The organism is Streptomyces sp. NBC_01446 (genome assembly GCF_026340095.1).
GTDB classification, from domain to species: domain Bacteria; phylum Actinomycetota; class Actinomycetes; order Streptomycetales; family Streptomycetaceae; genus Streptomyces; species Streptomyces aureus.
The window spans coordinates 3546800-3561398 of the sequence record NZ_JAPEPO010000001.1; the positions used below are offsets into that span (position 1 = coordinate 3546800).

At 69.7% G+C, this 14599-nt stretch carries 15 protein-coding genes; 5 read left to right on the top strand and 10 right to left on the bottom strand.

Translation table 11 applies throughout. From position 1 onward, the window contains the following. Window positions 1–10 precede the first annotated feature (10 nt). Together mqnP and OG456_RS15780 are read right to left on the bottom strand one after the other, a co-directional pair. On the bottom strand, window positions 11–913 hold the full coding sequence (mqnP, locus tag OG456_RS15775; protein ID WP_266561401.1) for a menaquinone biosynthesis prenyltransferase MqnP: 903 nt from the start codon (window positions 911–913) through the stop codon (window positions 11–13). Further along, window positions 910–2361, bottom strand: a complete 1452-nt coding sequence (locus OG456_RS15780) for a menaquinone biosynthesis decarboxylase (protein ID WP_100597997.1) — start codon at window positions 2359–2361, stop codon at window positions 910–912. Before OG456_RS15780 ends, mqnP begins: the two co-directional genes overlap by 4 nt. Before the next feature lie 168 nt (window positions 2362–2529). Here OG456_RS15780 and OG456_RS15785 point away from each other — a divergent pair, with 168 nt between their 5' ends. The 3 genes from OG456_RS15785 to OG456_RS15795 all read left to right on the top strand — a co-directional run bounded on the left by OG456_RS15785 (window position 2530) and on the right by OG456_RS15795 (window position 4442). Beyond that, a complete protein-coding gene (locus tag OG456_RS15785; RefSeq protein WP_266561404.1) occupies window positions 2530–2940 on the top strand; it encodes a PLD nuclease N-terminal domain-containing protein in 411 nt (136 codons plus the stop codon). Continuing rightward, window positions 2937–3395 (top strand): nucleoside deaminase, encoded by a 459-nt coding sequence (locus OG456_RS15790; protein WP_266561406.1) that lies wholly within the window; start codon window positions 2937–2939, stop codon window positions 3393–3395. The genes OG456_RS15785 and OG456_RS15790 overlap by 4 nt, the downstream gene beginning before the upstream one ends. Before the next feature lie 63 nt (window positions 3396–3458). Then, window positions 3459–4442, top strand: coding sequence for an isopenicillin N synthase family oxygenase (locus OG456_RS15795; RefSeq protein ID WP_266561413.1), 984 nt, complete (start codon window positions 3459–3461; stop codon window positions 4440–4442). Window positions 4443–4560: 118 nt separating this feature from the next. Here OG456_RS15795 and OG456_RS15800 read toward each other — a convergent pair whose 3' ends face one another. The 8 genes from OG456_RS15800 to hemL form a co-directional block, all read right to left on the bottom strand. Further along, window positions 4561–5109 (bottom strand): SRPBCC family protein, encoded by a 549-nt coding sequence (locus OG456_RS15800; RefSeq protein ID WP_266561415.1) that lies wholly within the window; start codon window positions 5107–5109, stop codon window positions 4561–4563. A gap of 156 nt (window positions 5110–5265) precedes the next feature. Next, window positions 5266–6357 carry a c-type cytochrome biogenesis protein CcsB gene (ccsB, locus tag OG456_RS15805; RefSeq protein WP_266561417.1) on the bottom strand — a complete coding sequence of 364 codons (1092 nt, stop codon included), beginning with the start codon at window positions 6355–6357 and terminating at the stop codon, window positions 5266–5268. Continuing rightward, on the bottom strand, window positions 6354–8054 hold the full coding sequence (locus OG456_RS15810) for a cytochrome c biogenesis protein ResB (RefSeq protein ID WP_266561419.1): 1701 nt from the start codon (window positions 8052–8054) through the stop codon (window positions 6354–6356). The genes ccsB and OG456_RS15810 overlap by 4 nt, the downstream gene beginning before the upstream one ends. A 3-nt stretch (window positions 8055–8057) precedes the next feature. Beyond that, window positions 8058–8834, bottom strand: a complete 777-nt coding sequence (locus OG456_RS15815) for a cytochrome c biogenesis CcdA family protein (RefSeq protein WP_266561421.1) — start codon at window positions 8832–8834, stop codon at window positions 8058–8060. Window positions 8835–8840: 6 nt separating this feature from the next. Further along, window positions 8841–9461, bottom strand: a complete 621-nt coding sequence (locus OG456_RS15820; RefSeq protein WP_266561423.1) for a TlpA disulfide reductase family protein — start codon at window positions 9459–9461, stop codon at window positions 8841–8843. A 99-nt stretch (window positions 9462–9560) separates the two neighbouring features. Then, window positions 9561–10802 (bottom strand): hypothetical protein, encoded by a 1242-nt coding sequence (locus OG456_RS15825; protein WP_266561425.1) that lies wholly within the window; start codon window positions 10800–10802, stop codon window positions 9561–9563. A gap of 152 nt (window positions 10803–10954) precedes the next feature. Next, on the bottom strand, window positions 10955–11650 hold the full coding sequence (locus tag OG456_RS15830) for a histidine phosphatase family protein (protein ID WP_266561427.1): 696 nt from the start codon (window positions 11648–11650) through the stop codon (window positions 10955–10957). Then, a complete protein-coding gene (gene hemL / locus OG456_RS15835; protein WP_266561429.1) occupies window positions 11647–13011 on the bottom strand; it encodes a glutamate-1-semialdehyde 2,1-aminomutase in 1365 nt (454 codons plus the stop codon). Before hemL ends, OG456_RS15830 begins: the two co-directional genes overlap by 4 nt. A gap of 283 nt (window positions 13012–13294) precedes the next feature. Between hemL and OG456_RS15840 the strand changes: the two genes are divergently transcribed. Continuing rightward, window positions 13295–13894: a hypothetical protein gene (locus OG456_RS15840; protein WP_266561431.1), complete on the top strand. Its 600-nt coding sequence runs from the start codon at window positions 13295–13297 to the stop codon at window positions 13892–13894. A gap of 320 nt (window positions 13895–14214) precedes the next feature. Next, entirely contained in the window at window positions 14215–14562 is a 348-nt protein-coding gene (locus tag OG456_RS15845) for a hypothetical protein (protein ID WP_266561433.1), read from the top strand. Window positions 14563–14599: the final 37 nt, after the last annotated feature.

Genomic DNA, 14599 nt, shown 5'->3' on the forward strand with positions numbered 1-14599 from the left:
CCGGCCGCGGTCAGACAGTCAGGCCGCGCACGAGGAGGTCGAGCAGCGCACACGCGAAGAGGGCGATCCCGATGAAGCTGTTGACCTGGAAGAAGGCCCGGTTGAGCCGGGACAGGTCGCGCGGCCGCACGATCGTGTGCTCGTAGAGGAAGGCGCCCGCGACGATGACGAGGCCGAGCCAGAAGAACGCGCCCGCGTCCGTGGCGAGGGCGTACCAGACGAACAGCGCCGTGGTGAGCGTGTGGCAGCCGCGCGCTCCCCAGATCGCCGCCGGGATTCCGAAGCGGGCCGGTACCGACATCACGCCGACCTCGCGGTCGGTCTCCACGTCCTGGCAGGCGTAGATGAGGTCGAAGCCGCCGATCCAGATGCCGACCGCGAGCCCGAGGACGACCGCGTCCCACGACCACTCGCCGGTGATCGCGAGCCAGGCGCCGACCGGGCCCATCGCCTGCGCGAGACCCAGGATGGCCTGCGGGAAGTTCGTGAACCGCTTGCCGTACGGATAGACGACCATCGGGATCACCGCGATGGGCGCGAGCGCCAGGCACAGCGGGTTGAGCAGGGCGGCCGCACCGAGGAAGACGACGAGCGCCATGAGCGCGCCGGTCCAGGCGGACTTCACGGACATCGCGCCCGTGACGAGTTCGCGGTGGGCGGTCCTCGGGTTACGGGCGTCGATCTCGCGGTCGATGATCCGGTTCACGGCCATCGCGAACGTGCGCAGGCCGACCATCGCGATCGTCACGAGCAGCAGCCGCCACCAGTGGATGTTCCTGTCCATCTGGAACATCGCCGTGAGCGCGGCGATGTACGCGAAGGGCAGCGCGAACACCGAGTGCTCGATCATGACGAGGCGCAGGAACGCCTTGGTCCGGCCCGGCTGCGGGATCGCGGCGGAAGCGCTGGTCACAGGCCGTACTCCTTCCAACGGCGGTCGACCGTCGCCGCCGTCTGCGGGTCGGACAGCACCATCTCGGGCCAGCCGCCGTCCCGCGTGTAGCCCTCCTCGGGCCACTTCTTCGTCGCGTCGATGCCCGCCTTGCCGCCCCAGAACTGCTGGTACGACGCGTGGTCGAGGTGGTCGACGGGACCCTCGGCGACGGTCAGGTCACGGGCGTAGTCCGTGTTGCCGAGCGCCCGCCACGCGACCTCGTGCAGGTCGTGCACGTCGCAGTCCGAGTCGACGACCACGATCAGCTTGGTCAGCGACATCATGTGCGCGCCCCACACGGCGTGCATCACCTTCTGCGCGTGTTTCGGGTACTTCTTGTCGATCGAGACGATCGCGCAGTTGTGGAATCCGCCCGACTCGGGCAGGTGGTAGTCCACGATGTCCGGCACGATGATCTTGAGGAGCGGCAGGAAGAAACGTTCCGTGGCCCGGCCGAGGGGGCCGTCCTCCGTCGGCGGGCGCCCCACCACGATCGACTGGAGCAGCGGGCGCTTGCGCATCGTCACGCAGTCGATCGTGAGCGCGGGGAAGGGTTCCTGCGGCGTGTAGAAGCCGGTGTGGTCGCCGAACGGGCCCTCGGGGAGCATCTCCCCGGGCTCCAGCCACCCCTCGAGGACGACCTCGGCGTTCGCCGGCACCTGGAGCGGCACCGTCTTGCAGTCGACCATCTCGATCCGCTTGCCCTGGATGAACCCGGCGAAGAGGTACTCGTCGATGTCCCCGGGCAGCGGCGCCGTCGACGCGTACGTCACGGCGGGCGGGCAGCCGAAGGCGATCGCGACCGGCAGCTTCTCGCCCTTCCTGGCGGCCACCTGGTAGTGGTTGCGGCTGTCCTTGTGGATCTGCCAGTGCATGCCGATGGTGCGCCGGTCGTGGCGCTGGAGCCGGTAGAGCCCGAGGTTGCGGATGCCGCTCTCGGGGTCCTTGGTGTGCGTCAGGCCCAGGTTGAAGAAGGAGCCGCCGTCCTCGGGCCAGGTGAACAGGGCCGGGAGCTGGTCCAGGTCCACGTCGTCGCCGCGCAGGACGACCTCCTGCACCGGCGCGTCCTTCACCTTCTTCGGCGGCACGTGGACCATCGAGCCGAGCTTGCCGAACGCCTCGCGCACGCCCACGAAACCGTGCGGCAGCTCGGGGCGCAGCAGGCCGCCGATCTTGTCGCTGATCTCCTCGTAGGACTTCAGGCCGAGCGCCTTCAGCAGGCGCCGGTCGGTCCCGTACACATTCATCGCGAGGGGCATCGAGGAGCCGCGCACGTTCTCGAAGAGGAGAGCGGGGCCGCCGGACTTCTGCACCCGGTCGACGATCTCACCGACCTCGAGATAGGGGTCGACCTCGGCCTTGATGCGCTTGAGGTCGCCCTCGCGCTCCAGCGCCCGCAGGAGGGAGCGAAGATCGTCGTAAGCCATGCGTCCCAGTATCGCTGAGGGGGCACGCACTCCCTGCGCCCGCCCCTGCCCTTCGGCCGGAGGTGCAGGGGTCGTCTCCCGGGATGGCGCAGCGCGCACCGGCTACCCTGACCCGGTCACCGGGGGCCCGAGTCGTCCCCATGCCGCTCCTTGGGGGATCGCGACACCATGCTCCGCTACTTGCCGTTCCTGCTGGTACTGGCGTTGTGGATCTACGCCTTCATCGACTGCCTGAACACTCCGGAGGAGGAGGTCAGGGGCCTGCCGAAGGTCGTGTGGGTCATCATCATCCTGCTCTTCGGCGAGGTGCTCGTCGGCCCGATCGCCTGGCTCGTCGCGGGCAGGCGCCGGCACGCGCCCGCGGGTGGCTCGACCCCGTCCGAGTGGCACCGCGGCCACCGCACCCAGTGGGTCGCGCCCGACGACAACCCCGAGTTCCTGCACTCCCTGCGCGAGGACGCTGCGTCTTCCGAAGAAGTGAAGGACGAGTCGCTCCTCAAGGACTGGGAGGCCGATCTGCGCCGCCGCGAGGAGGAGCTCAAGAAGCGCGAGCGCGAGCAGGGCGGCGAGCAGGCGTGACCGCCTTCGCCGCCGAACTGGCGCGGACCTGGCTGGCCACGGCCGTCGAGGAGGCGCGGGCGGGGCTCGCCGAGGGCGGCATCCCGATCGGCGCGGCCCTCTACTCGGCGGACGGGAAGGTCCTCGGGCGCGGGCACAACCGGCGCGTTCAGGACGGGGATCCGTCCGTGCACGGCGAGACCGACGCCTTCCGCAACGCGGGACGGCAGCGCTCGTACAAGGGCACGACGATGGTGACGACGCTCTCGCCGTGCTGGTACTGCTCCGGTCTGGTGCGGCAGTTCGGCATCTCGCGGGTCGTCGTCGGTGAGGCGCGGACGTTCCACGGCAGCCACGACTGGCTGGCCGAGCACGGCGTGGAGATCGTGGTGCTCGACGACCCCGAGTGCGTCGCCATGATGGAGGAGTTCATCGCGGCCCGGCCCGAGCTGTGGAACGAGGACATCGGCGCCTAGCGCTCGCGTCCGGCCGGGTCAGGCGCCGTTGCCCAGGTGCTGGGCCGCGTCCACAGTAGGGGCATGACCGAACTCTCCGCGCCGCGGCCCCGCATCCCCACGATCGATCTGCGGCCCTGGCTCTCCGGCGGCCCGGACGCGCGCGCCGAGATCGCCCGTACCGTCGACGAGGCGCTGCGGACCGCCGGATTCCTGCTGGTCACCGGGCACGGCGTGGACCCGGGCCTGCGCGCCCGGATCCGGGAGGCGGCGCGCGACTTCTTCCGGCTGCCGCCCGCGGTGAAGGAGCCGTACGCCGTGAAGGTGGGCGGGCGGGGCTGGCTGGGCCCCGGCGCCGAGGCGAACGGCTACGCGGAGGGCACCGAGACCCCGCCCGACCTGAAGGAGTCCCTGTCGTACGCCTCCGAACTGCCCACCGGCGACGCGGAGATCGACGCGGAGTGGTTCCTGCCCAACACCTGGCCCGCCGAGGCGCCCGGGCTGCGCGCGCTCGTCGAGACGTATCTGGGGCGGATGCGGGAGCTGTCCGACCTGCTGCTCGAACTCCTCGCGGTCGCGCTCGGCGAGGAGGAGGACTTCTTCACCCGGCACACCACGCACCCCACTTGGGGCTTCAACATCAACTGGTACCCGGGCACGGACGTCGTGGGCGAGCCCGAGGAGGGCCAGTTCCGCATCGGCCCGCACACCGACTTCGGGACGGTCACGGTCCTGGACCGGCAGGCGGGCAAGGGCGGGCTCCAGGTCTGCACCGACGAGGGCGGCTGGGAGGACGCGCCGTTCGACCCGGACGCGTTCACCATCAACATCGGTGACCTGATGGCCCGCTGGACCGGCGACCGCTGGCGCTCCGGCCGGCACCGCGTCCTGCCGCCCCCGGCGGACCTGCCCGCCGAGGAGCTGATGTCGCTCGTCTACTTCTACGAGTGCGACCCGCGCACGAGCGTCGAGTCCGTCCCCGCGCCGAAGGGCCGGGTCGCGTACGAGCCCGTCGACTCGCACACGTACCTGCGGGCGAAGCTGGACGCCATCACGGTGGAGCCTTGATCGCCGTGGCACCTTGACCGGCGTGGAGCCTTGATCGCCGTGGCACCTTGACCGGCGTGGAGCCTTGATCGCCGTGGCACCTTGACCGGCGTAGAGCCTTGACCGCCGTGGGGCCTGATCACTGTGGGGTCTTGAGGTAGCTGTTCCGGATCTGCTGCCAGCGGTCCGGGGTCCAGGCCGCCCAGGCCCGCTCGTCCGTCGGGCGCCCGTCGAGCGCGGCGGTCAGGTGCTCGAAGTGGTCGTGCCAGGCGGCCAGGCAGTCCAGGCGCGCCGCGTCGTCGCCGTCGATCTCGCCGGTGAACCGCAGGGTCGTCGCGTCGGGGGCCGTCGGCTCCAGGTGGAAGCGCATGCGGCCGTACGGGCCTTCGAGCGTGTACTCGGCGACGCGTTCGCCGTCCCACGCGGTGACGCGGCCCGTGTGGGCCCGCCCGCTGTTGAGCCACCGCAGCGTGACCGCCCCGCCGAGCCGTGGTTCGAGCACATCGGCGGCGGCCAGCCACCCCGGCAGTCCCGCGGGGGTGGCCACCGCCTCCCAGACCTGCTCCACGGGGTGGGGGAGCGCGATCGTGAAGTGCAGGGTGTGGGTGTGACCCTCGGTCCGGCTCGTGCCGGGCGCCACGGGTGTGGCGGAGGCCGCGGGCTCGGTGGGGTGGCTGGATTCGGTCATACCTCCAGGCTGGCGCGACCGCGCGCTTCGCGCACCCTTGGGCACCGGGATCCGTGCGGCGCCCCGCCCGGCCCCCTCGCTGTCCGTCCGTACGCCGACGGCCGACCTCTTGTGACTCGCGTCACAAGAGGTCGGCCGTCGGTGGTTGTCGCGGTGTCAGACGCCGGCGTAGGAGTGCTTGCCGGTGACGAAGATGTTCACGCCGTAGTAGTTGAACAGCCAGCAGCCGAACGCGATCAGGGCCAGGTAGGCGGCCTTGCGGCCCTTCCATCCGGCGGTCGCGCGGGCGTGCAGGTAGCAGGCGTAGGCGACCCAGGTGATGAACGACCAGGTCTCCTTGGGGTCCCAGCCCCAGTAGCGGCCCCAGGCGTCGCCGGCCCAGATCGCGCCCGCGATGATCGTGAACGTCCACAGCGGGAAGACGGCCGCGTTCACGCGGTAGGAGAACTTGTCGAGCGAGGCCGCGGCGGGCAGGCGCTCCAGGACGGAGGCCGCGAACTTCCCGGGCTTGCCGCCGTTCGCCAGCTTGCTCTCGTACGCGTCGCGGAAGAGGTAGAGCAGCGTGCTGACCGCGCCCACGTAGAACACCGCGCCGCAGAAGATCGCGGTGGAGACGTGGATGTACAGCCAGTACGAGTGAAGGGCGGGAACCAACTGGTCGCTGGCGGTGTACAAGACAGTGACAGCGAGGCCGAGATCGAGGAGGACCGTGGTGACCAGCGGGAGGCCGAGCCAGCCGATGTTCTTCTTCGCCAGCATGAGGCCGAGGTACACAGCGACGGCGACGGTGGAGAAGGTGATGTTGAACTCGTACATGTTGCCCCACGGCGCGCGCTGCACGGAGAGTGCGCGGGTGAGAACACCGCTCGCCTCGACGAGGAACGCGAGCACGGTGAGGGACACCGCGATACGGCCGTAGAGGTCGCCCTGCTCGTCCCCGCCGGAGGCGCCGGGACCGTCCGGTACGTCACGCGTGCCGGAGACGGCGCGGGTCACGACGCTGGGCCGCTCCAGAACGGCAGTGCCGCCGTTCTTCTCCTTGACCTGCACCTTCACGGAGCCGGCCGCGGCCTGCGCGGTGGGCTTCTGCGTCAGCGCGGCGGCGGTGCGGCCGACCTTGCTGCGGCTGCCGAAGACCCACTCGGCCATGTGCGCGAAGAAGGCCAGGAGGTACACGGCCATCGACGAGTAGATCAGCACATTGCTGATGTGCGCGAGATTCTCGTTGGTTGCGGCGGCGAGATTCACTTCTCAGCCCCTTCGGCAGGAACAGCAGGTTGGGGATCGGCGGCGCTGGGCGCCTGTTCGTGGAGGTGTGCGGCCAGGTCGCCGAGTTCTTCGGCCACCTTCGAGGACTCACTGCGGCCGAGACCGCCCATCTCGACGACGGTGACTCCGTCGGCTCCGGGGGTCGCCCGGACCCAGACGCGGCGGCGCTGGATGAACAGGGAACCGGCGAGGCCCGCGATGGCGGCGAGCGCTCCGGCGAGGGCCCAGCCGTCGCCGGGCTGGTGGGTGATCTGGAAGCTCGCCCACTGCTTGATGTCCTTGTCGAACGTGATCGACCCGGCACCGTTCGGAAGCTTCATGGTCTCGCCGGGCCGCAGCCGCGTCTTGAGCAGCTCCCCCTTGGAGTCCGTGAACTTCTTCATCTTGGAGGTGTCCAGTTGGTACACGTTCTGCGGGATACCGGAGTCGACACCCAGGCTTCCGTGGTACGCGGACAGCGCGAGGACGGGGTAGTCGAGCGCGGGGAACTGGGAGAACATGTTGCCCTTCCCGGACCCCGCGAAGGTCGGCACGAAGAAGGCGTTGAAGCCGAGCTGTTCCCGCTTGCCGTTCTTGTCGCGGTAGCCGTCCATGATCTTGATGGCACCGGTGGACGTGACGTTCGAGTCGATGGGCAGCAGCGGCACGGCCTGCCGGGAGACGATCCTGCCGCGGCCGTCCCGGACGGTGACGGTGGGCGCGTAGCCGTGGCCGTTGAGGTAGACCTTGGTGCCGTCGATCTCGAGGGGGTCGTTGACCTGGATCGCGGTCTTCTGCTCCTTGCCGGTCGCGCCGACGCTGTAGGTCACGTTGGCGCGGTAGACGCGCGGGCTCCCCTTGTTCGGCCCGTTGCGCTCGTACGTCCCGTCGAACTTGTCGAGCTGGAAACTGAACGGCGTCAGGTCGGTGTCGGAGTTGAAGAGGTTGCCCGACTTGAAGTCGTCGTACATCGGCAGGGCGTTGGAGAAGCCTCCGTCGCCCTCGACCATCAGCTTGCCGCCCTCGGACTTGAAGAGCTGGCCCCAGGCGAAGGCGATCAGCATCACGATCAGCGCGATGTGGAAGATCAGGTTGCCGGCCTCGCGCAGATAGCCCTTCTCGGAGGCGACGGCGTCACCGGCGACGTGGGCGCGGAAGCGGCGCTTGCGGAGGATCTCGAGAGCCGCCGCGCGGACCTGCTCCGGCTCGGCGTCGGTGCGCCAGGTCGCGGACGCGGGCAGGTGGCTGAAGCGCTTGGGGGCGCCCGGGGCGCGGCCGCGCAGCTGCCCGACGAACTGCCACGTGCGCGGGACGATGCAGCCGATGAGGGAGATGAACAGCAGGATGTAGATCGCGGAGAACCACACCGAGCTGTAGACGTGGAACAGGCCCAGCTTGTCGTAGACCGGCGCGACCGTCGTGTGCGCGTCCTTGAACGTCTGCACCTTCATCTCGTCGACCCCGGACTGCGGGATCAGCGAGCCGGGAATCGCCCCGAGCGAGAGCATGAAGAGCAGGATCAGCGCGACGCGCATCGAGGTGAGCTGCCGCCAGAACCAGCGGATCCAGCCGATGACACCCAGCCGGGGCAGGGTCGGGCCGCGGTCCTCCTGCGGAGCGGTGGACAGGTGCGAGCCGGCCGCGCCGAGCTCGTCGCCGCTCACCTCGCCGGTCTTGCCGGATTCAGTCGTGCTCATGAATCAGATTCCCACCGTGAAGCCGTTGGACCAGGTCTGCATCTGCTGGACGAGGGTGTCCCAGGCTCCTGTGAGCAGCAGCACTCCGGTAAAGATCATCATGATGCCGCCGATCCGCATCACCCAGGCGTAGTGCTTCTTGACCCAGCCGAAGGCGCCGAGCGCCTTGCGGAAGGCGACCGCGGCGAGCACGAAGGGGACACCGAGCCCGGCGCAGTACGCAACGGTCAGTATGGCCCCGCGCCCCGCGCTCGCCTCGTTGAACGACAGGGCGGTCACGGAGGCGAGCGTCGGCCCGATGCAGGGGGTCCAGCCGATCCCGAACAGGGCGCCGAGCACCGGAGCGCCGATCAGCCCGGTCACCGGCCGCTTGTGGAAGCGGAATTCGCGCTGGGTGAGCCAGGGCATCATGCCCATGAAGAAGATCCCCATGAGGACCATCAGGACACCGAGGATCTTGGTGAGGGTGTCCTGGTACTCCTGGAGCGTCTCGCCGAAGTAGCCGAAGAGGGCCCCGCCGGAGACGAAAACGGCGGTGAAGCCGAGGACGAAGAGTCCGGCGCCCAGGGCCATCCGACCCCGCCGCGCGTCGGCCAGGTCGGTGCCGCTGACGCCCGTCACGTACGACAGATAGCCGGGCACGAGAGGCAGGACGCAGGGCGAGAAGAACGAGAGGAGACCGCCGAGCACGGCGATCGGCAGAGCGAGCAGGAGCGTACCGCTCTCGACGGTGCTGCTCACTCCGCCTTCAGCGGCGAGAGCGGTGAGCGTGGCGTGCACCGTCGCTCACTTCTCCGCGATCACGGGGTCGACCATCTTGCGCAGCTTGTCCTCACTGAGCGCGCGCAGCGAGCGGGCGGCGATCTTGCCGTCGCGGTCGATGACGAGCGTGGACGGGATGGACTGCGGGTTGAGGGTGCCCTTGTCGAACCGCAGCATCAGCTTGCCCGAGGGGTCGTAGAAGCTCGGGTACGGGATGTTGTGGTCCTTCTCGAACTGGAGCGCCGGTTCGGTCTGCGGATCACGGGTGTTGATGCCGATGAACTGGACATCCTTGCCCTTGGTCTCGTTCGCGACCTTCGAGAAGTAGTTGGCCTCGGCACGGCACGGCGGGCACCAGGAGCCCCACACGTTCAGCACGACGACCTTGCCCTTGTAGTCGGCGAGGTCGAGGGCCTTGCCCTCCAGATCCTTGCCGTCCAGCTTCGGCGCGTCGTGCCGGTCACCCTTGTCGACGGTGGAGATGCCGCCGGAGTTCGTCACGAAGTTGGTGTTGTTGCCACCGCCGGACGTTCCGCCCGAGCTGCATGCGGAGAGCGTCAGCGCAGCGACCGCGGCTCCTGCGGCGAGGAGGGCGGTACGGCGCTTGGATGCAGCGAGGGGGGAAACGCGGCAGTCGGCACTCATGTGAAAAGTTTCGCATGTCTGTTTAGGGGATCTCCCGCACCCCCCTTGCGTACGGAAAACCCCATTTCAGGAGGGGTCATTCAAGGTACGGCGCGATGCTCACGCCGCGGCTTTGAGGTAGCTGTTCCAGCCGCCGTCGGGGCGCACTCCGACGTCGAGCGAGCGCAGCTTGTCAAGGACCTCGGGGTCCTGGACGTCCAGCCAGTCGACGAACTGCCGGAAGGAGACGAGGCGTACGTCCTTCTTGCCGGCTATGTGCTTGAGCGCCTCTTCGACGGAGTCCATATAGATCCCGCCGTTCCACTCCTCGAAGTGGTTGCCTATGAAGAACGGCGCCCGGTTCGTCTCGTATGCCCGGTTGAAGCCGGCTATGTAGGCCTCGGCCGACTGCTTGCGCCAGCGCGGGTAGTTGTATGCGGGCGCCCTGGTGGTGTTCACCGACTGGTTGGCCAGCATGTTGTAGTCCATCGAGAGGACCTCGAAGCTGTGCCCGGGGAACGGCACGGCCTGGAGCGGCAGATCCCACACCCCGCCCCGCTTGGAGGGCCAGCGCTGCCGGCCGCCCGGCGACGAGGCGTCGTAGCGCCAGCCGAGCTCGCGAGCCGTGGGCAGCAGGTTGTCCTGGCCGAGCAGGCAGGGCGTGCGGCCGCCGACGAGTTCCTTCTCGTAGTCGAAGGGCAGCGAGGGCAGGTCGTGCCAGCCCGTGTTCGTGCGCCACTCCTTGACGAACGACTTCGCCTGGTCGATCTCGCTGCGCCACTGCGCCGGGGTCCAGTTGGCGACGGTGCCGGTGCCCGCGCAGAAGTGGCCGTTGAAATGCGTGCCGATCTCATGGCCTTCCAGCCAGGCCCGGCGCACGTACTTCAGCGTCTCCTTGATGTGGGCGTCGGTGAGGTAGCCGATGTCGGAGGCGCCGACCCCGTTGTTCGGCGGGCGGTACAGCCGCTTCTTCGACTCCGGCAGCAGATAGATGCCGGAGAGGAAGAACGTCATGTGCGCGCCGTGGTTCTCGGCCAGTTCGAGGAAGCGCGGGAAGAGGCCGTTGCCGACCTCGCCCGCGCCGTCCCAGGAAAAGATCACGAACTGCGGCGGCTGCTGGCCGGGTTCGAGGGGGACGGGCCTGCCCGGCTGGTTCGGCTGCTTGCCGGTGTACGACGTCGAGCCGTCGCCGATCGGCCGGGCCGCGGGCTTGTCGGGCCTGCCGGCCCCGCCGTTGGAGCTGTCGCCCGGCGGCACGGACGTCCCGCCGACCTGCCCGTTACTGGTACCGCACCCGGCGAGCGCGGCGGCGGCCGCCCCCGCTCCGAGCCCGATCAGTCCCCTTCGTGTGATGTCCGGCATTGCCTGGTCCCCATTCGTCGCGCCCCGTTCCCGTACGAGACGGGCACCCCCTTAGAGGGCGCGACGAACACTGCGGTTCCGGCAGGGAGAACAAAATTGGGCAATGCCGACGGTCATCGGCCGAATGCACCGAGTGCTGAGGGCCGAGCGCGCTACGCGCCGAACGCCTTGCCCTTCCCCTTCACGGGCTTGGCGCCCGCGAGGAGATGGGCGGGCACGAGATCGCGCGCGGGCTCCGTGTAGCCGACGGACACGATCTTGTCGCCGCGATAGGTGAACGTCGTGAGCGAGGCGAGCGTGCACTGCCGCTTGCGCGGGTCGTGCCACAGCCGACGCTTCTCCACGAAGCTGCGCACGATCCAGATCGGCAGCTGATGGCTGACGCACACCGCCTCGTGACCCCGCGCCGCGTCCTTCGCCGCGTCGAGGGCGCCCATCATCCGCACGACCTGCTCGACGTACGGCTCGCCCCACGACGGCTTGAACGGGTTGACGAGGTGCTTCCAGTTCTCCGGCTTGCGCAGCGCGCCGTCGCCGACGCCGAACGTCTTGCCCTGGAAGACGTTGCCCGCCTCGACGAGCCGGTCGTCGGTCGCCAGGTCGAGCCCGTGCGCCTTCGCGATCGGCGTCGCCGTCTCCTGCGCCCGGTCCAGCGGCGAGGCCACGACATGGGTCACGTCACGCGAGGACAGGTGCTCGGCGACCCGGTCGGCCATCTGCCGGCCGAGCTCGGAGAGGTGGTAGTCGGGCAGCCGCCCGTACAGGATCCCCTCCGGGTTGTGCACCTCTCCGTGCCGCATCACGTGGACGACGGTGATGTCCTGGTCGGACTTGCCGGCAGTGGTCATGCTTGCGTGGCCTCCGCAGCCGCGCGCGCGGCACCGGGGAGCGCGGCGGCGATGCGCTCGACCGCCCGCTCGTCATGGGCAGTGGAGACGAACCAGGACTCGAAGGCCGACGGCGGCAGATAGACGCCCTGCGCCAGCATCGAGTGGAAGAACGCGGTGAAGCGGAAGGACTCTTGGCGCTTCGCGTCCTCGTAGTTGCGCACCTCGTTCTCCGTGAAGAACACGGAGAACATGTTCGAGGCGCTCTGCACGCGGTGCGCGACGCCCTCCTTGGTGAGCGCGGCGCCCACCAGGGTGCGCAGCTCCTCGGAGACCGCGTCGATCTTCGCGTACGCGGCGTCGTCGAGCAGCCGCAACTGCGCGACACCGGCCGCCGTCGCGATCGGGTTCCCGGACAGCGTGCCCGCCTGGTAGACGGGTCCCGCCGGGGCGAGGTGCCCCATGACGTCCGCGCGGCCACCGAACGCGGCGGCCGGGAAGCCACCGCCCATGACCTTGCCGAACGTCATCAGGTCGGGCGCCACCCCGTCGACGCCGTACCAGCCGGCCTTCGACGTGCGGAAGCCGGTCATGACCTCGTCGGAGATGTACAGCGCGCCGTTCTCGCGGCACAGGTCCGCGAGGCCCTGGTTGAAGCCGTCGAGCGGCGGCACGACGCCCATGTTGCCCGGCGACGCCTCGGTGATGACACAGGCGACCTGGCCCTCGTTCGCGGCGAACGCGGCCCGCACGGCGTCGAGGTCGTTGTACGGGACGACGATGGTGTCGCCCGCCTGGGCACCGGTCACACCCGGGGTGTCCGGCAGCCCGAAGGTCGCCACACCCGAACCCGCGGCGGCGAGCAGCGCGTCCACGTGTCCGTGGTAGCAGCCGGCGAACTTGATCACCTTGGCGCGCCCGGTGAACCCGCGGGCGAGCCGGATCGCGGACATGGTCGCCTCGGTGCCGCTGGACACCAGCCGCACCTGCTCGACCGGCGCGATCCGCGCGACGATCTCCTCGGCCAGGGCGACCTCGCCCTCACCCGGCGTACCGAAGGACGTGCCGCGCGCGACGGCGTCCTGGACGGCCGCGATGACCTCGGGACGGGAATGGCCGAGGATCATCGGCCCCCAGGAGCAGACGAGGTCGACGTACTCGCGACCGTCGGCATCCGTGAGGTACGGACCGGTACCGGACACCATGAACCGGGGCGTACCGCCCACGGCACGGAACGCGCGTACGGGCGAGTTCACGCCGCCCGGCGTCACGAGGGCCGCGCGGTCGAAGAGACCCTGCGAGACCGGTGCTTCATAGGGGTACGGTGCGGTCGCGCCCGACGGCGGCGCCGCGGACCCGGGGATGTTGTTCGCCTCTGCCATGCCTCTCAGCGTACGGGCAGGCTCTCCGGAGCCCGGCTCATCCCCTGCTTCTCTGGCCACGGCGGGAACCGACTACCTAAACTCCCAGGGGTTGGGCCGCTCGCGGACAGTTCACGCTGTACATCGGCGTGGGGTTCGCTCCCCGGCCCGCGCAGGTGTTTCACCGCACGTTTCGGCGAGTGACCGTGGGGGAGGTCACTGACACGATGATCGGGTTGCGCGGTGGTGGCCGCGCGGCCTAGAAAAGGGGCGAGGCGCCCTGGAAAAGCAGTCGGGTGGAGATATGCATCGCGGTGGCGGACTGGGCGAGGGGACCGACGATCTGGGCCCCCGGCGTGCCCGGCGGGGAAAGCACCGGCGCGACGCGGAGGCGGCAGCGGCACCGGCGGAAGAAGCGGACGCCGGGCAGGCACTGGGCGGGACCGGGAGCAGGAATGGTGGCCGGGTGGGGGTGACGTACAAATACTTCGGCGCGCCCGACGGTGCCACGGCGGCCCGTGTCCCCATCTCGATGCGCCCCGAGGAGCTCGGCGGTGACGAGCTCGGCATGGGCGGCATGTTCACCAAGATCAAGCCGGAGACGATGGCCGCGATGGTCCTCACCGGCATAGAGGGCATACCTCTGCACAAGGTCCCCCCGCTGGAACTGGTCGTCCTGCACCCCGACTACGCGGTCGTGAAGCTGCCGATGACGGTCGTCGACCCGCTGCGCGGCGTCGGCGAGGAGGCTGTGGGCGCCGCGGCGTTCATCTGGTCGACGGTCCCGGACCGCGGCGGCCCGCGCGACGCGTTCAACGTGTACCAACTGCTGCACGAATGGCAGGACTTCAGCCACCGGCTCCATGAGGCGGGACATCAGCCGTATTGCCTGGTGTGGCCCTGAGCCGGGGCTTCACCGGTTTCGGGCGGGGTTTTCGGGCCCCGCCTTCGTCATGTGCGGACGAGGGCGCCGGGCGGGCGCTCACGGCACTGCGACTGCGGTACTGACGCGCCATGCCTCGAGATGCCGACCTGCGACCCGCCGTGCAGGCTGGAATCCCGGAGCGAGGAGACGGGCGTGGAAAGACACGCAGCCGCCGATCTGGACGACCTCACGGCATTCCTGGCCCGGCTGACCGGCCTTCTTCTGCGCTCCTCCGGCGAGGGCGCCCACCTCGTCGAGCAAGCCGTGGCCGACGAGGTGGGCGCGCCTTCGGCGGCTCGGTGTCCCTGCTGCTGGTACCGGAGGCGGCCGCACTCACGGTCACCGCGGCGGACGGCCGCACTCGCACCGTCACCGTGCACGGCTTCCCGGAGGTCTTCCGCCTCGACCAGGTCGCCGCGCTGAAACCGCTGCTCGCCAGGCTGCGGGCGGGCCGGATCGGTATCGCGGAGGCGAGCCGCAGGCTCGTCACGATCGTCACCGCCCTCGCGGTCGGCCTGGTGGTCGGCGGGGCGCTCACCGAGGGGCCCGGCAGCACCCGTACGGCCGTACCACCGCAGGATCCCGGCACGTCCTCCGCATCCGATGAACAGGGCGGCACCGAAGCCCTGGACGGGGCGGCGCCATGACCCGCGTCCCCGGGGCCCGAGTCGAACAGGACTGCGC